Source organism: Sorangium sp. So ce887, assembly GCF_051521455.1.
Lineage (GTDB): Bacteria > Myxococcota_A > Polyangia > Polyangiales > Polyangiaceae > Sorangium.
On sequence record NZ_CP150354.1, the window covers coordinates 6,578,215 to 6,598,049 of the forward strand.

A 19,835-nucleotide genomic window follows, 5' to 3' on the forward strand; every position below is an offset into this window, starting at 1 on the left:
GCTTGCCCGCAGCGGGAAGCTGAGAATTTGGGAGGCGCCATCATGCAGAATACATCTCGATCGCAACCGGAGAGCCGGGCTCCGCAACCGCTCGCCGGCCGCACCCGGCGGAAGATCGTGCGGGCGCTCGTCCGCGCCGAGTCACGGTCCAAGGAGGCGGGGCCGCCGCGGCTGGGGTCGCTCCTGCCGGGCATCGGGACGGCGATCGCGCTCGTGACCGACCCGACCGAGGTCCAGCGCGCAGGCCACGAGGCGCTTGGCGACGTATTCACCATCTCGCTGCTCGGGCTGCCCCTCACGTTCGTCGGCGGCACGGACGCCGCGGAGCGCTTCGTCGACGCGGGGGAAGAGCTGAACCTCGTGGACGCGTACCGGCGCCTGGCCGGCAGGATCCTCGGCGAAGACCTCTTCGTCGAGATCAAGCCCGAGGTGCTCCGCGCGCTCTCCGGCGCGTCCGTGCGTCGCCAGAGCGGCCCGCTCGCGGACTTCACGGCGCGGTTCCTGCGCGCGCGGCTCACCGGGGGCGAGGTCGACGCGCTCGCGCTCGCCAACGACCTCGTGCTCCACATGGCTTGCCGGTTCGTGTGCGGCGACACCATCTCCGAGCCGCTGTGCGACGATCTCGCCCGCCAGTTTCACATCTTCGAGAGCGAGCTGAACCTCACGGGCTTCTTCCTCCCCATCGAGACGCCCGCGGCGAAGCGCCGCAAGCAGGCGCGGGAGCGCATCCTCTCGATCTTCACGGACGCGGTGCGGCGCGTGGCGGCCGAGGGCGGCGCCGACCCGGAGGGCTACCTCCACGCGGTGATCAAGAGCGCCCTTGGAGACGAGCCCACGGCCGCGACACCGGAGCAGCTCCGCACCGCCGCGCTCGCGGTGATGGGCGCGGTGATGGGCGCGCACACGAACACGGCCATGAGCCTCGCCGTGAGCCTGTCGGAGCTGCTCGAGCACCCGCGGGTGCTCGCCGCCGTGCTCGAGGAGCAGTCTCGCGTCCTCCACCCTGGGCAAGCCCTCGATCTCGGCGCGCTCTGCCGCATGCCGGCGCTGCTCCGCTCGATCAACGAGTCGCTGCGCCTCCATGGCAACGGCGGTCTCTGGCGGCTCTCACGGAGCCCCGTGGAGCTGGGCGGACACGTCATTCCGGCCGGCAGCCTCATTGGCATGTCGATGGGGTTCGTCAACGGCGACCCGTCGGTCTACCGCGATCCGGCCCGCTACCAGCCCGATCGGTATTGCGACATGAAGACGGACGCCTTCCAGAGCCCTCCTGTCAAGGAGCGCCAGTTTGGCTCGTTCGGGCTCGGCCGTCACCTCTGCCCTGGCCGAGCGCTCGCCTACACGATGGTGGGAGTCGCGCTCACCGTGCTCCTGCGCGACTTCCGGATCGAGGTGCTCCGCCGGCCGCGCGCGTGGTTCGATCTCCTGATGGGCGGCATGGCGCGCCCGGTCGGTCAGCTCCGTATCCGTGTGACCCCCGTGACGGAGACGCAATGATCTGATCACGCCAGATCCACCCGGCGCGGCCACAGCCGCTCGCCGCCGCCGGCGCGCGCGTGTCACCGCTGAGCGCGCGTCACCGCGACCTCGCGCTCTCCCGCTCCTCGGCCTGGTTCGCCGTGACCACCTCGGCGATCGCGCTCAGCGCGTCCTCGGCGGAGAACGGCTTCTCCAGGAGCGGGCGGCCCGACGACGCGAGGAACCGCTCGAAGTCGGCGCCGAAGCCGACCCCGGTCATGAAGATGAACCCCTGCGCGAGCGCAGGATCGCTCTCGCGGATCCGCGTGTAGAAGACGTCGCCCGACATGCCGGGCATCCGCAGATCGCAGAGCACCACGTCGAACCGCTGCCCGCCGGCGAGCATCCCCATCGCCGCGTCCGCGCTCGGCGCGACGGCCACCTGGTGCACGCGGCCCAGCTGCTCGCACAGCGCCCGCGCGAGCGACGCCTCGTCCTCCACCACGAGCACCCGCGCCCGCGTCGACACGAGCCGCGGCACCGGCGCCACGCTCGGCGTCGCCTCCTCCGCGCGCCCCGCCGCGGGCAGCGAGATGACGAAGCGCGCGCCGCCCGGCGGCTCGCTCCCCGGGACCGGGCTCTCCGCCGTGATCTGCCCGCCGGCGCGCTCGATGATCTCGCGGCTGATCGACAGGCCGAGCCCCGTGCCGACCTCGGGCCCCTTCGTGGTGAAGAACGGCGTCCAGATGCGCGGGAGGTTCTCCTCCGCGATCCCGGCGCCCGTGTCGGTCACCACGATCTCGACCGTGTCCCCGTCGCTCCGCGTCTCGACCGTCACCGTCTGCTCGCGCGCCTCGTGCTTCGAGCCCGGCTTCGAGATCGCCTGCGCCGCGTTGACGAGGAGGTTCACGATGACCTGCCCGAGCCGGCCGTCCTCCATGAGGATCGGCGGCACCTCCGACAGGCTCTTCACGATCTGCGCCCGCTCGATGATCTGGCCGCGCGTGAGGCTCAGCGCCGACTCGACGGTGCGGTTCGCGTCCGTCAGCGCGCGCCGCGACCCCTCGGGCTGCGGCGGGCTCGCGAACAGCTTGAGATCGCGGACGATGTCGACGATGCGCTTGATCGAGTCGCGCAGCTCCCGGAGCAGCTCCGACGCGCTCGAGGCGGCGGCGCCCTCCATGCGCACGTTCGGGCCGCGCAGCAGGCGATCGAGCATGTCCAGGCCGAGCAGGATGAACGCGGCGGGGTTGTTGATCTCGTGCGCCACGCCGGCCGCCAGCGTGCCGAGCGTCGACAGGCGATCGACCTGGATGAGCCGGGTGCGCGCCGCGTGCTCGGTGCTCACGTCCGCGAGGACGCCCTCGATCGCCACCACGCGGCCGCGATCCGAGACGAGCGGATACACCGTGCCGCGCGCGGTGATCGCGTCGCCGCCCCGCCTGCGCAGGCGCGCCTCGTAGGACGACGAGGGGGCGCCGAGCTTGGCCCGCGCGACCGCGTCCTCGAAGCACATCACGCCCTCCGGATCGGCGTGGGCCTCGCCGAGGAAGCCCGGCGTCTTCAGCGCCTCGGTCACCGGCACGCCGAGGAGCCGCTCGGCGTGCCGGTTCAGGAACGAGAGCTCGCCGGTCTCGGGATCCAGCCGGAAGATGATCAGCGGCGCGTTGTCGAGGAGGTTCCTGTGCTGCTCCTCGAGCTCGCGGATCCTGAGGAGCCGCTCGGCGGCCTCGCGCTCACCGGCGACGACGCGCAGCGAGCGATCCAGGCCGGCGCCGAGCGTGTCGGCGAGCTGCGCCAGGAGCTCGATCGGCGCGGCGGCCGCCGCCGCGGCGTCGGCGTAGCCGAGGACGAGCGCCGCGATGACGGGGCCGCCGGACGGCCCGGAGCGCGCGGAGGCGTCGCCGCCGGGCGGCGCGGCCCGCACCGGGAGGGCGACGTACGAGAGGCACCCCGCGGAGGCCCCCATCCCGTCGAGCGCGTCGCCCGCGCGGGTGTCGACGCAGGAGAACGCCTTGCCCTCGCCGAACACCCGCCGGAAGAGCGCCACGGGCGCGGGCACCAGCGCGCTGAACGGCGCGGCGGCGAGCGTGTCGCCGCGGAAGGCCGCGTACGCGCGGAGCTCGCCCTCGGGCTCCGGAAACAGCATCGCCAGGACCTGGAACGCGGCGAACCGGCCCACGGCGTCGGCGAGCTCCTCGAACGGCCTCGGCAGGAGGAGGTTCGAGTGGCGGGCCACGACGGTGAGGACAGCGTTCAGCGCGACGAGGCGACGGTACCTCTCGCTCGCAGGCGCATCGTGCATTTCCACGCCATCTCACCACGTCAGCGCGCGGGAACGAGAGGCATTCTTCACTTTTGTCCGGCAGGCGGGTCGGATGGGGTCGCCGGGGACGCGGGCCGGGGCGCCGCGCGGTCGCACCGCTCCAGCAGGCGAAGGGCCGCGTCCCGGCGCTCCTCGCTCACGGCGGGCCCGGTGCCGGCCGCCCCGTCGTGGGCGGCGTACTGGGCGAACATCCGGCGGGCGGCCTCGGCGTCGTCGACGCCGCACGCGACCACGAGCCGCAGCCGCTTGGCCTCGATCCAGACCCGCTGGACGGGCAGGTGGGCCCCGAGCGCCCGGTCCAGGCGATCGGCCGCCTCGTCGAAGCGGCCGTCGTTCAGGTAGTGGCGGCCGAGGAGGTAGCTCGGCAGGCCGTCGCCGGGGGCCTGCGCGGCCCAGGCGCCGAGGAGCTCCGCCGCCCGGAACCGATCCGGCGCGCCGCCGCGGGTCCCGATCAGCAGCTCGACGACGGCCGCGCGCGCCCGCTCGTCGTGCGCGGCGGCGACCTTGACGTCGAGCGTCCGGAGCCGGTCCTCGTCGACGAGGCGGCCGGCGACCTCGCGGTACCAGGCCACCGCGCCCTCCCGATCGCCGGCCGAGAGCGCGACGTCGCCGAGCCGCTCCGCCGCGCGGTCGCGCAGGTGGCGCGGCACCGACGCGTCGCCGGCCAGGGCCGAGAGCTCGCGGACCCCCTCGCCCCGGCTGCCGGGCGCGTCGCTGGCGAGCCGCGTCTCCGCGATGGCGACGCGCGCCGCGGGGCTCCGGTCGAGCGCGAGGACGCGCCGGTACTCGGCGATGGCGCCCTCGTGGTCGCCGCGCGCGCGCAGCTGCTCCGCCTTCTGCGTGCACGCGTCGACCACGTGCGGGCAGCGCCGCTCGAAGACGGCGGGCCGATCGAACCGGGCCTTCGCCTGCGCCCTGGCGGCGTCGGGGAGCGACAGCGCGTCGAGCTCGGCGTGCCACGCGCGCTCCATCGGCTCCCACGAGGCGCCGGTGATCTCCGGCAGCGCCTTCCCGCCGTACCAGGCGCGCACCGCGGCGGGGCCGTACGTCGCGCGCACGTGGCCGACGAAGGCGCCGCTCACGGTGTACGCGGTCGACGAGTTCTCGGCCAGGAAGCCGAGCGCGAAGAGGCGCGAGAGCCGCGGCAAGATCCCGAGATCTCTCATGGCCTTGGCCCATTCGCGCGGGCTCAGGTCCTCGCCTTCCCTGGGCGATCCGGCGACGGCGATCCCCTCGATGAGGCCCGGGTCGGGGAGCCACCCGCCGAGCCGCCCGGCGACCTTGAACGGGCCGCGGGCGAAGGCGCCGGCGAGCACGTGCATGATCTCATGTCCGAGCGTCGGGTGCGGGAAGCCGGCGGCCTGCAGGTACACCTCGCGGCGCCACGGCTTCGCGACGTACGTGCGCGACGCGCCCATGAGCGCGCCCTTCTGCGCCGCGCTCTCGAACAGGTAGGCGCGGACCCGGAGCGGCTCGCCGTCCCGCTCGGCGGGCGCGCCGAGCCAGCGCTCGCCGGCCTCGATGTGGGCGTCGCACTCGCGCACGAAGCGCTGGATGTCGCCCTCGCGCATGCCGCGCGGGTAGACGACCTCGCAGCGCTGGCCCTGCGAGAACGCGCCGAGCTCGGCCGCGATGGTCTCGGAGGTCTGGAAGTGGCCGAGGCGCGCGCCTTCGAGGAGGTTCACGGCGCTCAGCGCGGCGCTCACCGCGCCGAGCAGGAGCAGCCCGGGGCGGCCTTGCGGCTGGAACGAGATCCGGCCGCCCGCGTCGTGCACGAGGTGCTGCGCGAGCACGGACGCGGCGAACAGGGTGGCCAGCGTCCCGGCGCGGTAGGTGAGCAGCCCGGAGGCGTCGACGACCGTGTCGTAGAGGGTGCCGCTGAAGAAGCCGACGAAGGGGTCGTAGGCGAAGACGATCGGGCTCGTGTAGAAGCGGACGGCGCTCACGCCGATCGAGGCGAGCGGGGCGGCGAGCGCGGCGAGGACGGCGACGAGCCGGCGCCGCCATGCCGGGGGTGGGGGCGCGGCGTCCTCGCGCCGGATGCCGGCGGCGAGCTCGCCCGCGACCGCGCCCCAGGCGCCGCCGAGCGCCGCGCCGAGGACGGGCCCGAGGGCGAAGTGCGCGGAGCCGCCGAGCACGTCGCAGAAGCCGGCGCGGAGGCCGTGCCCGAGCGTGGTGGCGTACGCGACGAGCGCGAGCAGGGCGCCGTTCGCGACGCCCCGCCGGAAGGCCTCGACCGGCAGGGGCCGGTGGGCGGCGACGTCGAGGGCGGTCGTGATCGCCGCGACGCTCGGCACGAGGAGGCCCGCGGCGATCGCGCTCTCGTAGCCGGGGCCGTCGAAGAGGGGCAGGAAGCCGACGAGCGCCATCGCGATCGCGACGAGCGCTGCGCCGAGCCTTACGGCCGGTGAACGGAGCAGCGTGGGCATGGGCGCGGGTGCCTCCAGGGCTGCCTTAGTAGCCGCGCCTGCCCGGAGAGGCGAGCGGGATGCGGGCCCCCCGACGCCCGGGAGTCGGGTTCAAGGCGCCTTGCCTCCCGGAGGCTCTCTCGGGCCCCTCCCTCCGGCGCGTTCCAGGAAGCTGGACTCTCCTTCCCGTTCTCTTCTCTTCTCTGCTCTGCTCTGCTCTGCTCGCCCCCCCGCGATGTCCCCTCCCCCCGCCGGCCTCTCTCGCCACCCCGATTTCCTGCGTCTCTGGGCGGCGCAGGCGGTGAGCGCGCTGGGCAGCCGCGTCAGCCGGACGGCGCTGCCCGTGATCGCCATCGTGAGCCTCGGGGCCGACGCGGGTGGCGTCGCGGTCCTCTCGGCCCTGTCCACCGCGCCGGGCGTCCTGGTGGGGCTCTTCGCGGGTGGGCTCGTCGATCGCTCGCGCAAGCGGCCGTTGCTCATCGGCGCGGATCTCGTGCGCGCCGCGCTGATCCTCTCGGTGCCGATCGCGGCCTGGGCCGGCGCGCTCACCCTTTTCCACCTCTCCGTGGTGGCCGCGCTGGTCGGCATGGCCACCTCCCTGTTCCAGATCGCCGACAACGCGTACTTGCCGGCGCTGGTCGGGCAGGACCGCCTCGTCGAGGCGAACGCCAGGCTGGAGGGGACCGAGGCCGCCGCCGAGATCGCCGGCCCCGGCGCCGCGGGCCTCCTGATCCAGGTGCTCACCGCGCCGGTGACGATGGTGGCGGACGCGCTCTCGTATCTCGGGTCGGCGGCGCTCCTCGGGCGCATCCGGGCGATCGAGGCGCCGGCCGCCGCCGGGGGCGACGCGGCCGAGGGGGGCGCCTCGCTGCTCGAGGATCTCCGGGTGGGGTTGCGCCACGGCCTCGGCCACCCCGTGATCGGGGCGACGTTCCTCGCCATGGGCGCGCACGCCCTGCTGAGCGGAGGGGCCTTCTCCGCGCTGTACATGCTCTATCTCCTGGAGCACCTGCGGCTGGATCCCGCCGCGGTCGGGCTGATCATCAGCGTGGGCGGCGTCGGCGCGCTGGGCGGCAGCGTCCTCGCGGGCTGGCTGGGCCGTCGCCTCGGCGCCGGGCCGGCGATGATCCTCAGCCTCATCGTGGGTCAGGCCGGCGCCGCGCTCATCCCGCTGGCCGCGCAGCTCGGGCCGCTCGCGGTCCCTGCCCTCGTGCTGCACCAGCTCCTCGGGGACGCGTTCCTCGTGGCGTTCATGATCCACGCGGTGAGCGTCCGGCAATCGATGCTGCCGCTGCACGTGCTCGGCCGGGTCAACGCCACGCTCCACGTGCTCACCGGCGCGCTGTTGCCGGCGGGCACCCTGGCGGCCGGATGGCTCGCCGGCCGGATCGGCGTGGAAGCGACGGTGTGGGCCGGCGTGATCGCTGGCTTCGCCGCGCCGCTCCTGCTGCTGCGCCCCGCGGTGTGGCGGCTGCGGGCGGTGTGAGCGCGCGCTGGCTCGTGGACGTGGCCGCGCGGAGGAAAGTCCTCCGTGTTCGCCGGTGCGGGCCGTTTTCACGCCCCTGTCATCGGTCGGCCGTGCCGCTCGGCTGGACAGCCGGGTCCGACTGAGATCCCGAGCCCGCCGCGCGGGCTTCCTCGACGCGGCGCAAGCAGGCCTGCCGATGGGCTCGAGCCGTGGCGTCGGGCACGCGAAGGAGCTCTGTCCTCCGCTCGATGGGCATGCAGTAGGTCGTCGCAGTCCACAGCTTCAGGTCGTCGACGCCGTGGAGCGGCTCGAGGTCGGTCCACACCCGCACCCCCTTGTCGTCCGACGCACTGACGATGCGCCGGCCATCGGGGCTGAACACCGCGGCGTTCACCGGGGAGTCGGATCCACGCAGGACCAGAGGCTCGTCCGTGCCATCGGCGTTCCATACCCGCACCGTCTTGTCCTGGGACGCGGTGACGATGCGCCGGCCATCGGGGCTGAACACCGCCGAATTGACCCAGTGCTCGTGCCCCCGGAGGACCAGTGGCTCGCCCGCGCCATCGGCGTTCCACACCCGAACGGTCTTGTTCATCAACGCGGTGACGATGCGCTTGCCGTCGGGGCTGAACGCCGCCGAAAAGATCGGAGCCTCGTCCCGGAGGACCAGGGGCTCGCCCGTGCCGTCGGCATTCCATATCCGGACCGTCCTGTCGCGGGACACCGTGAGGATGCGCCTGCCGTCAGGGCTGAACGCCGCAGAATGAACCCTGTTCTCGTGACCGCGGAGCACCGTGGGTTCCCCCGAGCCATCGGCGTTCCACACCCGCGCAGTCATGTCCTGGGAAGCGGTGACGATGCGCTTGCCGTCGGGGCTGAACGCCGCCGCGTAGATCTTCGCCTCGTGGCCACGAAGCGCGATGGGTTCTCCCGATCCGTCGGCGTTCCACACCCGCGCAATCGCGTCCTGGGACCCGGTGACGATGCGCTTGCCGTCAGGGCTGAACGCCGCCCAAAATATCGGCGCCTCGCCACGGAGGACCAGGGGCTCACCCGACCCATCGGCGCTCCACACCCGCGCAGTCTTGTCCAAGGACGCAGTGACGATGCGCTTGCCGTCGGCGCTGAACGCCGCCGAATAGACCCCATCCCCATGACCCCGGAGGACCAGGGGCTCGCCCGTGCCATCGACATTCCACACCCGCGCGGTCTTGTCGTCGGACGTGGTGACGATGCGCCTGCCGTCGGCGCTGAACGCCGCCGACTGGACCCCAGCCTCGTGCCCCCCGACGACCAGGGGCTCGCCCGTGCCATCCGCATTCCACATCCGCACGGTCCTGTCCAAAGACCCGGTGACGATGCGCCTGCCGTCGGCGCTGAACACCGCCGAATAGACCCGCTCCTCGTGCCCCCGGAGGACCAGGGGCTCGCCCGCGCCATCGGCATTCCACACCCGCGCGGTCTTGTCCCACGACGCGGTGACGATGCGCTCGCCGTCGGCGCTGAACGCCGCCGAATAGACCGCATCCTCGTGACCCCGAAGCACCATGGGCTCGCCCGCGCCATCCGCGTTCCACACCCGCGCGGTCCTGTCCAAAGACCCGGTGACGATGCGCTCGCCGTCGGCGCTGAACGCCGCCGAATAGACCCCATCCTCGTGCCCCCGGAGGACCAGGGGCTCGCCCGCGCCATCCGCGTTCCACACCCGCACGGTCTTGTCCCACGACGCGGTGACGATGCGCTCGCCGTCGGCGCTGAACGCCGCCGAATAGACCCCATCCTCGTGCCCCCGGAGGACCAGGGGCTCGCCCGCGCCGTCCGCGTTCCACACCCGCGCGGTCCTGTCCAAAGACCCGGTGACGATGCGCTTGCCATCGGCGCTGAACGCCGCCGAATAGACCCCATCCTCGTGCCCCCGGAGGACCAGGGGCTCGCCCGCGCCATCCGCGTTCCACACCCGCGCGGTCCTGTCCAGGGACGCGGTGACGATGCGCTTGCCGTCGGGGCTATACTGCGCGTTCATGACGACATCCGGGTGATTGAGCACCGCGCGAGCGACCCACCGATGCAGCGCCCAGCGCGCGAGAACGGCCCACCCTCGCGGCACGTCGGGCGGCTCGACCTCGCGCAAGATCGCGAGCACGGTCGTCGGATCGGCTTGCAGCTCGCGCGCCGCGGCCATGCGGGTGGCGTTCCGCGCCTGCAGGGCCTCGGTTTGCGCACGCGCCGCCGCCTCGTCGGCGCGGATCGCCAGGAATGACACGATGAGCGCAATCGCACCGAGCGTGGCGCTCACGCCCACGGCGAGCCGCCGGCGCAGGCGCCGCGCGCGCTCGGCGAGGGCCACGACGGCCAGAAGATAGCGCTCCTCGCGCTTGCCGAGCCCGACGCGACGGTCCGCGCCCAGCGCCGCGCGGCGGCGCGCGTACCACGCCCGGGCGTCGTCCGCCGCACGATCACGCCAGAGCAGCCCCTCGGCGTGACCGCTGGCCTCCCACTGCTGGGCCGCGGCGCGGAGCCGGGCCAGGAACTGCGCGTCGTGCTCGCTCTCGGCGAGCCACTGCCCGAGCTTCGTCCACCGATCGATCAAGGACTCGTGGACCAGCTCCACGGTCGTGCCCTCGCGCTCGCCGCCGGTCTCGATGAGCAGGAGCCGCGCGCTGGCGAGGTGCTGGATCACCTGCGCAATCGCCAGGGCAGCGTCCTCCTCGCCGCCCGTCGCGAGCTCGCAGAGCTCGTCCAGGCTCACCACCGCGCGCGTGCGCTCGTGCGTGACCAGACGCAAGAGCACCACCCGGGCCAGCCGCTGCTCGCGCGGTGGCAGCGCTGAGAGCACCGCATCCGCGTGGGCGGACAGGGCGCCGGCGACGCCGCCGAGCTTCTCGTACGTGTCTCGAGTCAAGAGCCGGCGGGCGCGATCCCGCGCCTCCCACAGCTCCGCGGCCGTGAACTGCAGGAGCGGCAAGGGGCTGCGCGTGCTCTCCAGGCTGTCCAGTATGTGCTCGACCATCTCCGCGGTCTCGAAGCGATAGCCGGTCGCTTCAATCGGCCTCGTCAAGGCATCGCGCAGGCCCTCGTGCCCTATCGGCGGCAGGAACGAGAGGCCGCCCGCCACGTCGGCCATGAGGGGGTGGTCCTCGGCCATGCGATCGAGGAAGTCCGAGCGGATGGCGAGCAGGACGCGCAGGGGCGACGAGGCGTCGTCGGCCGCACCTTCCAGGCAGGCGACGAACGCCGCCCGTTCCTCGCGGCCGGCGCCGAGCGTGTAGAGCTCCTCGAACTGATCGACGAAGAGCAGGATATGGTGCCCCGTCCCCTCACGCCGACAGCACGCGCGCAGCCGAGCGCCCAGATAGCCAGGCTGGGCGCGCAACGTGGCGACGATCTCGTCGTGCTCGGAGAGCTCGGCCGAGCCCGCTGCTCTGCCGGCGAGCTCGGACTCGTCCACCTGCACGAGCACATCGGAGAGCGCGGACAGCGGGCGGCGCCCCGGGCGCAGGATGAACGTCTCCCAGCGGTCCTCGGAGCGCTTCAAGGTCGGGATCACCCCCGCGCGCACGAACGACGACTTGCCCGCCCCGGAGGGACCCGTGACCGTGACGAGCGGCTGGTTGCGCAGCCGCGCCGTCATGGCGGCGACGTCGCGATCGCGGCCGAAGAAGCGCGCTGCGTCCACCTCCTGGAACGCGGCCAGCCCCGCGAACGGGCTCTCTCCTTCGCCGAGATCAGGCGCCTGTCGACCGGACAGGAGCGCCTCGAGCTCGGCGAGGAGCTCCTTGGCCGAGCCGATGCGCTCGTTCTTCCGCTTCTTCAGGCAGCGGTCGACGAGGGCTCCGAGCGGGCCCACGTCCGGGCGCCGCGCGCTGACGCGGGGCATGGGAACATCGAAGTTCACGACGTCCGCGAGGCGCGCGAACGAGAACGGGTCGAGCGGGTGCACCCCCGTGAGCAGCGTGTACAGCAGGATGCCCACGGCCCAGAGGTCGCTGCGAGGATCGATGTCCAGGCCCAGCAATTGCTCGGGTGACATGTAATGCGGCGTGCCGGCGAGCGCGCTCTCATGGCTCCGGCCATCGCCTCCCGCGAGCGCCGCCCGCGCGCCCGTGATCGTCGGCATCATCTTGACATCGAGCTGCTTGGCGATGCCGAAGTCGAGCACCTTGATGCATCCTGCGTCGTCGATGACGATGTTCTCCGGCTTGAGATCGCGGTGAACGATCCCGAGCTCATGCGCGCAGACCAGCGCGCGGACCACCGGAATCATGAGCTCGACCACCCGGCCGGGCGCCATCGGCCCGAGGGCGCTCGTGTGCTCGCGCTGGGCCAGCCATTCGCGCAGCGTGCGGCCCTTGACGTACTCGAGCACGATGTACGGAGTTCCGTGGATCTCGTCCACTTCGTGGATGACCACGATGTTCTCATGCCTGCAGCGCGCGGTGGCCCGCGCCTCGGCCAGAAAGCGCTCGCCCCCTTGCCCGCTCTGCTGGTGGAGGAGCTTGATCGCGACGAGGCGGCCGAGCTTCGTGTCGCGGGCCAGGTACACGATCCCCATCCCCCCCTGGCCCAGCTTGCGGATGATCTCGTAGTGCTTGATCGTGACGCCGACGTCCGCGTGCATGGATCCCTGCGTGCGCTCCGCCGGTGTCGCTCCCGCCGGCGTGCTCGCGTCCTGCGTTGGCAGGGGGGCGTCCTCATGCGCCGGCTCCTCGGATGCCGGGCTGGTCGGAGCCTGCGGGGGCGCGAAGCCGGCGAGCGCGAGCGTGCGCTCGACGTCTTCACCAGGAGCGCTGCTCGAGCTCGGGCAGTCCGGCTGTCGCCGCGCCCGCGCCTCGGAGTCGCGGCTCGCCTCCTCTCTCGGCTTCCGGCTCTCCCGCATAGCCCCTGCGATCGCCGCCGCCTCGCGCGGCGTCGGTCGGCTCCCCTCCCTGCGGACCGAGCGTGCCACAGAGCGCGCAGTGTGCAGCTCCCCCTGAGCGTGGCTCAGGCGAGGAGCCGAGTTGGCGCCGTTCGGCTGTGGCCGCGAGAGCCGACCGCAACGCCGAGCCCTGGCGTTCGCTGAGGGCGTGCGGCCTGAGCCCCCGGGGCGCGACCCCTGGTTGAAGGGCGCAAACCATTGCGGAAGCAAGCAAGCGGTTGCGGAATCCCGCTGCGACCTGGCGCCGCGCAGGTTGTCCGTCCCCCACCGTCTATACTGTGCGCCTGCGCAGGGATCCGTGCGGACGACGCGGTGTCCTGAGCTACACTTACGGGCTCCCGACAAGGTGGCCCGACCGTCTCGGGTGGAAGCGGGCACCGGACCGGCTTTCCGCTGCCCCCCGCGCCTCCCGGCGCCCGCCCCGCAGGGCGGCGCCCGGACCCGCGTCAGCCGAGCAGCGGCTCCGCGCCCGCGACCTCGCCCTCGGCGCTCTCGTCGTCCTCGTCGAGCGGCGGCGCCTCCTCGACCACCTCTCCGGGGGCGGCCGCCGTGCGCTTCAGCATCGTGAGGCCGAGCTGGATCTGCGCCTTGACCGGGAAGCCCTGCCGGAGCGTCGTCGCCCAGTCGTTGAACCAGCCGCGCAGGCCCTCGAGCGCCTCTCGCTGCTCCTTCCGGGCCCGCTCCAGCTCGGCCGCCAACACCCGGGGCGACTGCGCCGGCGCGCCGGCGCCGGCCTCCAGCCGCGCGAGCAGATCGCGCATCTGCTGCATCCTCGCCTCGGTCAGCCCGCGCGTCGCGAGCACCTTGTGGACCTTCTTCGCGTCGCCGTCGCTGTTCCGGGCGAGCCCCTCGACGCGGCGAAGGAATGTCGCGACCGACATGATCTCCGCCGGCCCGAGCGGCTGCTGCTCCAGGTGCTTGAAGAACGCGACCTCGAACCCGTCGCGCCGCTCGCGTGGCACGACGCGGCGGATGATCGCGCGCGTGCGTGGGAACCACGTGTTCTCGAACGTATCGACCTCCTGGAGCAGCTGCATCCGCTCCGCCCCCTCCACGACCCCGCCGCTCGAGGCCTCCACGAACAGGTGCTCCAGCGGGCGCTGCTCGCCCGAGGCGAGCTTGAGCAGCCGCCACCCCTCGCGGTGCTCCTCGGCCGTGTACCCCTCGCGACGGGCCCGCGCGCAGAAGGGCGCGGCCTGGACGTTGACCAGGAGCCTGAGGGCGCGACCCAGGAGATCCTGCTCCGCCGCGGTCAGCACGAGCGGCAAGGACGCCTCGGACGGCTCCGAGGTCGCGGCCCGCGCTCCCGGATTCTTCGAGGCGCTCGCGGACTTCGCTTTCGGCATGTCGTTACTCCTCTCGCCGGCGCGTACCAGAGAAGGGCTGGCGCGCTCAGCGGCCGGCGCCGATTGCAAGCTGCGCGCCAGCGGGAATGGACTGTCGCCGCGCGTCCGCTACGTTACGCCGCCCTCGCCCCCTTCCACGCTCCCCCTTCCGCCCCCCCCGCGGGCGAGGAACCTGATGAAACCGACGTTCGGAACCGATCTGACGACCGGCAGCATCCCCAGACACCTCGTGACGTTCTCGCTCCCGATGCTCCTCGGGAGCTTCCTTCAGACCGCCTACAGCTTCATCAACGCCATCTGGGTGGGTCAGTTCCTGGGCACCGGGGCCCTCGCGGCCGTCACCGTGAGCTTTCCCGTCATCTTCACGATCTTCGGCGTCGGGATGGGGATGACCCTGGCGACGAACATCCTCGTCTCGCAGAGCTTCGGCGCCAGGCGGTTCGACGAGCTGCGGCGCGTGGTGGACGGCTCCACGGTGCTCATCTACGGCCTCGGCATCGTGCTGACGGCCCTCGGAGAGGTCTTCACGCCCGAGATCCTCCGGGCGATGGACACGCCGCCAGACGTCCTCCAGCCGGCGGTGAGCTACCTCCGGATCTACCTGCTCTCGCTGCCCTTCAGCTTCGGCATGTTCGCGCTCCGGAGCATGCTCCAGGGGACGGGAGACTCGAAGACGCCTCTCTATTTTCAGCTCGGCTCCGTCCTGCTCACGACGGTGCTCGATCCGCTGCTCATCTTCGGGCGGCTGGGGCTGCCCGAGCTCGGCCTGAACGGGACGGCCTGGGCCACGCTCGTCTCTCAGATCCTCCTGCTCGCGGCGCTCAACCTCCATCTCCACGTCCGGAAATCGCCCATCGCGCCGAGGTGGCCGCGCTTCAGCCAGCTCGGTCCGACGATCCGGAAGACGTGCCGTATCGGCGTGCCAGCGTCCATCCAGCAGTCGGTGGTCTCGCTGGGCATGGTGGTGGTGACGGGGATCGTGAACGGGTTCGGGGAGGTCGCGACCGCGGCGTTCGGCGCGGCCTCGCGGATCGACCAGATCGCCGTGTTGCCGGCGATCACCCTGGGGATGGCGATATCGACGCTCGCCGGGCAGAACCTGGGCGCCGGGCGCCACGACCGCGTGCGCGAGGTCTTCACGTGGGGCTGCGTGTTCAGCGGCGGGATGACGCTCCTGATCTCGGCGGCGGCCATCATCTTCCCCGAGGCGCTCCTCCGGGTGTTCATCACCGATCCGGTCGTCATCGGGCTCGGCGTCTCGTACCTGCATATCGTGGGCGCGTGCTATCTCTTCTTCGGCCTCTCCTTCGTGAGCAACGGCATCATCAACGGCTCCGGCGCGACCGTGGTCACGACCGTGATCTCCCTGCTCAGCCTCTGGGTGATCCGCAATCCGCTCGCCTACTGGCTCTCCCGCGAGATGCACAGCGTGGAGGGCGTCTGGTACGCCATCGCGCTGAGCTTCTTCGTGTCGATGGTCGCCAGCATGGCCTACTATTTCTCGGGGCGATGGAAGCGGTCCCTCGTCCAGCCGGCCGCTCCGGAGGACGCGACACGACAGGCCGACCCCGCAAAGACCTTCGCGAACGAGGTCGGCGAGGCGTGAGGACGGCGGGGAGCCGCACCGGCCGGTCGCCCGGCGCGGCGGCTTGCCTGGCCGCGCTCCCGCAGGCAGGCTGAGCCCATGGGCCAGCCCGCCGAGAAGCCCCGCCGCGCCACATACGCCGACCTCGAGGCCGTGCCGCCGAACAAGGTGGCAGAGCTCATCCGCGGCGTGCTGCACGTCTTCCCGCGGCCGGCGCCGCGGCATGCCTACGCCGCGTCGGGCCTGGGATGCGAGCTCGGCGGTGCGTTCGATCTCGGCAAGAACGGCCCAGGCGGCTTTTGGATCCTGGACGGTCCCGAGTTGCATTTCCCCGATCCGGAGTCGCCGGGCGACGTGGAGGCGGTCGTGCCGGACATCGCCGGCTGGCGCCGCGAGCGCATGCCCGAGCTGCCCGACACAGCCTACTTCTCGCTCGCTCCGGACTGGATCTGCGAGGTCCTGAGCCCCTCGACCGAGCAGCACGATCGCAAGGAGAAGATGCCCGTCTACGCGCGCGAGGGCGTGCAGCACGCGTGGCTGGTCGATCCCATCCAGAGGACCCTGGACGTCTTCTCGCTCGCCCCGGGCCGCGGCTTCACCCTGGTCGCCACCCACCGCGGCGCCGCGCGCGTCCGCGCCGCGCCCTTCCAGGCCATCGAGATCGAGCTCGCCGTGCTCTGGGCGACGTAGCGCGACCTCAGGCGGGCGCCGGCTCGTCGTCGAGCGCCAGCGCGCCCTCCCCCTCGCCGCCCTCCCCCTCGCCGCCCTCCCCGCCGTCCGGCCCCCGGAGCCGCTCCGAGAGCAGCCCCAGGAGGTCGTGCGTCGAGAGCTTGCCCGCCGCGTCCTTGCCGCCGAGGACCTGGGCCACGAGCGACCGCTTCTGCTCGTGCAGCGACAGCATCTGCTCCTCGATCGTCCCGAGCGCCACGAGGCGGTAGATGGTGACCGGCCGCCGCTGGCCCAGCCGGTGCGCGCGATCCGAGGCCTGGTCCTCGACCGCGGGGTTCCACCAGGGATCGAGGTGGATCACGTTGGTCGCCGCCGTGAGGTTGATGCCGAAGCCGCCCGCCTTGAGCGAGATGAGGAAGAGCGGCGCCGCCCCCTCCTGGAACTCGCGCACCCGCTCGCCACGCGCCTTCCGGGGCGTCTCGCCGTCGAGGTAGACGTACGCGACGCCGCGCGCCTCGAGCGCCTCGCGCACGAGCGCGAGGTGCGAGGTGAACTGGCTGAAGACGAGGGCGCGCTGCCCCTCGGCCCGCAGCTCCTCGACGAGCTCCAGAAAGCGCGCGAGCTTCGACGAGGCGAGCTCCGAGCGCTCGTCGTAGAGGCGCGGGTGCGAGGTGAGCAGCCGCAGGCGCGTGAGCGCCGCGAGCACCTCGACGCGCCGCTCCTGCTCGCGCCGGACCGACCGGCGCGACTCGAGATCGGACAGCGCCGCGAGGCGCGCGTCCTCGTACAGCTGCCACTCGGCGCCCGAGAGGACGACCGGCACGCGCACCTCGGTGCGCGCCGGGAGCTCGGCCTCCACCTGCGCCTTGGTCCGCCGGAGGAGGAAGGGGGCGAGCACGCGCGCGAGCGCGGGCGCCGCGGCCGGGTCGCTCTGCCGCTCGATCGGCGTGGCGTAGCGGTCGCGGAACGAATCCCAGCCGCCCAGCAGGCCGGGAAAGACGATCGCGAAGAGGCTCCAGAGCTCGCCGAGGTGGTTCTCGAGCGGCGTGCCCGAGAGCGCGAACCTGAAGTCCGCCTGGAGCGCCCTCGCGGCGCGCGCGCGCAGGGTGGTCGCGTTCTTCAGGTTCTGGGCCTCGTCGAAGACGACGGTGGCGAAGCGCCGGGCCGAGAGGCGCGCGGCGTCGCGCACGAGCAGGCCGTAGCTGAGCACCAGCACGTCGCCCGGGCCGAGCCGCGCGAGCGCGTCGTCGCGGTCGGGCGCGTCCGCGTAGAGCGTGAGGCGCAGGGAGGGCGCGAAGCGCTGCGCCTCGTCCCTCCAGTTGAAGGCCACCGAGGTCGGGGCGAGGACGAGCGCCGGCCCGCGCGCGCTGCGCTCGAGCAGGACGGCCAGCGCCTGCACGGTCTTGCCGAGCCCCATGTCGTCGGCGAGCACACCGCCGGCCCCCCAGGCCGCGAGCCGCACGAGCCAGCGGTAGCCGTCGAGCTGGTACGGGCGAAGCTCGGTCCCGAGCGCCGGAGGGACGGCCGGGCAGAGCTCGCCGGCGGCGGCGACGCGCTCGGCGAGCTGCCGGAAGGCGCCGTCCGCCTCGAGCGCGGCACCGGCCCGCTCGAGCTCCCACAGCACGCCGGCGGCCGAGGGGCCCACCGAGAGGCCGTGCCGGGTGGCGTGCACGTGGTCCGACAGGCGCTCGAGGTGGAGGCGCAGGGCCTCGCCCAGCTCCACGTAGGTCTGCGCCTCGACCTGCACGTAACGCTCCCCGCGCCGCGCCGCATCGAGCAGCCGAGCCAGCTCCACGCGCTCTCCCTCGACGCGCAGGCCGCCGAGGACGCCGAACCACTCGCGCCGCCGCTCGAGGGCGACCTTGAGGGCGTGGGGACCGCGGCTCTCCACGACACGCAGCGGCGCGCCCACCCACTCGAGCTCCGGCGGCGGCTCGCGCGCCGCGCAGGCCGCGAGCAGGTCGAACGCGCCGTGCGCGCTGGCGAAGCGGTAGTGGAAGCGATGGTCCTCGAACGGCTCGGCCCCGGCGAGCGGGAGCGCGGCGGCGAGCGCGGCGGCGAAGTCCTCTTCCCGGCGCAGGTCGCGCAGCGCGTGCAGGGCCTTCTCCCCGCGCCGCACGTGCACGTCGCGGGCGCCCGCGCCCGGCACGAGGGCCGGGCCGTCGGCGAGCGGCCGGATGCGTAGCTCGACCTCCACCGCGCCGCGGGGCTGGGCCGTGAGCCGCAGCACCGGGAGCAGCTCCGGCGGGACCGACTCGCCCATCACGCTGCGCGGCATGGCGACAGGCACGCGCTGCGCCCACCGCGACAGCGCGGAGAGGAGGGCGGCGTGGCTCTCGGGCGGGAAGACGTTGCCGTCGCGCAGGAGCACGTCGACGAGCGCCCGGACCTCGGCCTTGACGTCGAGCAGCGTGAGCCGGCGCGCGCCCTTGTCCCAGTCCCAGAGGAACACCACCTCCTCGGGACGGGCCCGGCGCACGCGCTCGATCAGCGCCGGAGGCAGCGCGGTGCCCTCGACGCCGGCGCTCACCCGCACGGCGCCGTGGCGCTCCTCGGCCACGAGGCCCACCGGCGTGCGCTCGATCCGCACCGCGACGTCGGGGGCCTCGTCGAGGAAGAGACGCGGGTGGCCGATGAGCGCGTCGAGCAGCGCCCGCGACGCGAACCCATCGCCGTCGGGCAGGAGGGCGGCGACGCGGGCGTCGTCGGAGGAGAGCTTCGCGCCGTGCTCCAGGAGGAGGCGCTTCCGGCCGATCCGCGCGCCGGCGCCGCGCTGGCCCTTCTTGCCGAGCCGGTGGATCCAGGGGGCGACCGCGACGCCGGCGCCCTCGACGACGTCGAGCCGGAAGGTGAGCTCGACGCCGGCGCGCGCGCCGGGGCCGTCGTCGAGGGCCCTGTCGAGCGCCAGCAACGTACGCTCCCAGGCGGGGCGCCCGAGCTCGTCGAGCGCCCGGAAGAAGGCGTCGCCCGGGGGCTGGCGGAGCCAGAGCAGCGCCGCGTCGATGGCCGCGAGCACGTGCACGCAGTCGACCGCGCCGCAGCCGCACTCGGCGCGGGGCGCCCCGGGCGCGAGGATCAGCCGCGCCTCGGGCCGGACGAAGCCGGCGCCCACGCGCTGCGACTCGAACGGCTGCGGGTCGTCGAGGCGAAAGCCGGGCAGCGCGGCGTCGAAGCGCAGCGCGGCGGCCCGGAGCGCCCGCTCGAGGCGCGGGGCAGCGGTGTCCGGGACGCGGGCGCGCAGGGCGCAGAGCAGGTCGTGCGCCGGGAGGGCCCGCGGCTCGTCGGGCGCCCGCAGCAGCGCGGGGACGGCGGCGCGCGCGAGCGCCGCGCCGGCGCGCTCGTCCTCGAGAAAGCGGAGGACGAGGGGCGGCAGCGCGTCGCGGAGGCGCGAGGGCGGGAGCCAGTCGAGCGAGCACGCCAGCTCGTCGGCGCTCGCGAGGTCGATGAGGCGCCGCCGCGCGCCGAGGACCCGCAGCTCGGGCCAGAGGGCGGGGTCGACGCGCGGGGCCACCGCCTCGAGGTTCAGCCGGGCGACGTGCGCGATGCCGTGGTGCGCGAGCCAGGACACGAGGGCCGCGCGGGTCTCGAAGGGCGCCGCCGGGGCTGCGGGGGGGACGGCCTGGGGGTCTCCTGGCATGGTCGGGCCGCGTAACGTTGTGG

Annotated in this window: 9 protein-coding genes; 4 read left to right on the top strand and 5 right to left on the bottom strand. The window is 73.5% G+C overall.

Translation table 11 applies throughout. The features are described 5' to 3' along the window. Positions 1-42: 42 nt before the first annotated feature. A complete protein-coding gene (locus WMF36_RS24280; protein ID WP_437573116.1) occupies positions 43-1,497 on the top strand; it encodes a cytochrome P450 in 1,455 nt (484 codons plus the stop codon). Between the two features lie 79 nt (positions 1,498-1,576). On the opposite strand, the gene WMF36_RS24285 is transcribed toward WMF36_RS24280, so the two are convergent. Then, on the bottom strand, positions 1,577-3,763 hold the full coding sequence (locus tag WMF36_RS24285; protein WP_437573117.1) for a hybrid sensor histidine kinase/response regulator: 2,187 nt from the start codon (positions 3,761-3,763) through the stop codon (positions 1,577-1,579). Positions 3,764-3,810: 47 nt separating this feature from the next. Continuing rightward, complete coding sequence (locus WMF36_RS24290; protein WP_437573118.1) at positions 3,811-6,213, bottom strand: hypothetical protein; 2,403 nt, start codon at positions 6,211-6,213, stop codon at positions 3,811-3,813. Between the two features lie 214 nt (positions 6,214-6,427). On the opposite strand from WMF36_RS24290, the gene WMF36_RS24295 reads away from it, so the two are divergent. Then, positions 6,428-7,678, top strand: coding sequence for an MFS transporter (locus WMF36_RS24295; protein ID WP_437573119.1), 1,251 nt, complete (start codon positions 6,428-6,430; stop codon positions 7,676-7,678). 79 nt (positions 7,679-7,757) lie between these two features. Here WMF36_RS24295 and WMF36_RS24300 read toward each other — a convergent pair whose 3' ends face one another. Together WMF36_RS24300 and WMF36_RS24305 are read right to left on the bottom strand one after the other, a co-directional pair. Then, positions 7,758-12,278, bottom strand: a complete 4,521-nt coding sequence (locus WMF36_RS24300) for an nSTAND1 domain-containing NTPase (RefSeq protein ID WP_437573120.1) — start codon at positions 12,276-12,278, stop codon at positions 7,758-7,760. Between the two features lie 743 nt (positions 12,279-13,021). Further along, positions 13,022-13,921 (bottom strand): hypothetical protein, encoded by a 900-nt coding sequence (locus tag WMF36_RS24305; RefSeq protein WP_437573121.1) that lies wholly within the window; start codon positions 13,919-13,921, stop codon positions 13,022-13,024. A gap of 175 nt (positions 13,922-14,096) precedes the next feature. Between WMF36_RS24305 and WMF36_RS24310 the strand changes: the two genes are divergently transcribed. Next, positions 14,097-15,527, top strand: coding sequence for an MATE family efflux transporter (locus WMF36_RS24310; RefSeq protein ID WP_437573122.1), 1,431 nt, complete (start codon positions 14,097-14,099; stop codon positions 15,525-15,527). A gap of 78 nt (positions 15,528-15,605) precedes the next feature. Beyond that, positions 15,606-16,196, top strand: a complete 591-nt coding sequence (locus WMF36_RS24315) for a Uma2 family endonuclease (protein ID WP_437573123.1) — start codon at positions 15,606-15,608, stop codon at positions 16,194-16,196. A gap of 7 nt (positions 16,197-16,203) precedes the next feature. On the opposite strand, the gene WMF36_RS24320 is transcribed toward WMF36_RS24315, so the two are convergent. Beyond that, the gene (locus WMF36_RS24320; RefSeq protein ID WP_437573124.1) at positions 16,204-19,812 is read right to left on the bottom strand and encodes a DEAD/DEAH box helicase; all 3,609 of its coding nucleotides are present in this window, start codon (positions 19,810-19,812) and stop codon (positions 16,204-16,206) included. Positions 19,813-19,835 lie beyond the last annotated feature (23 nt).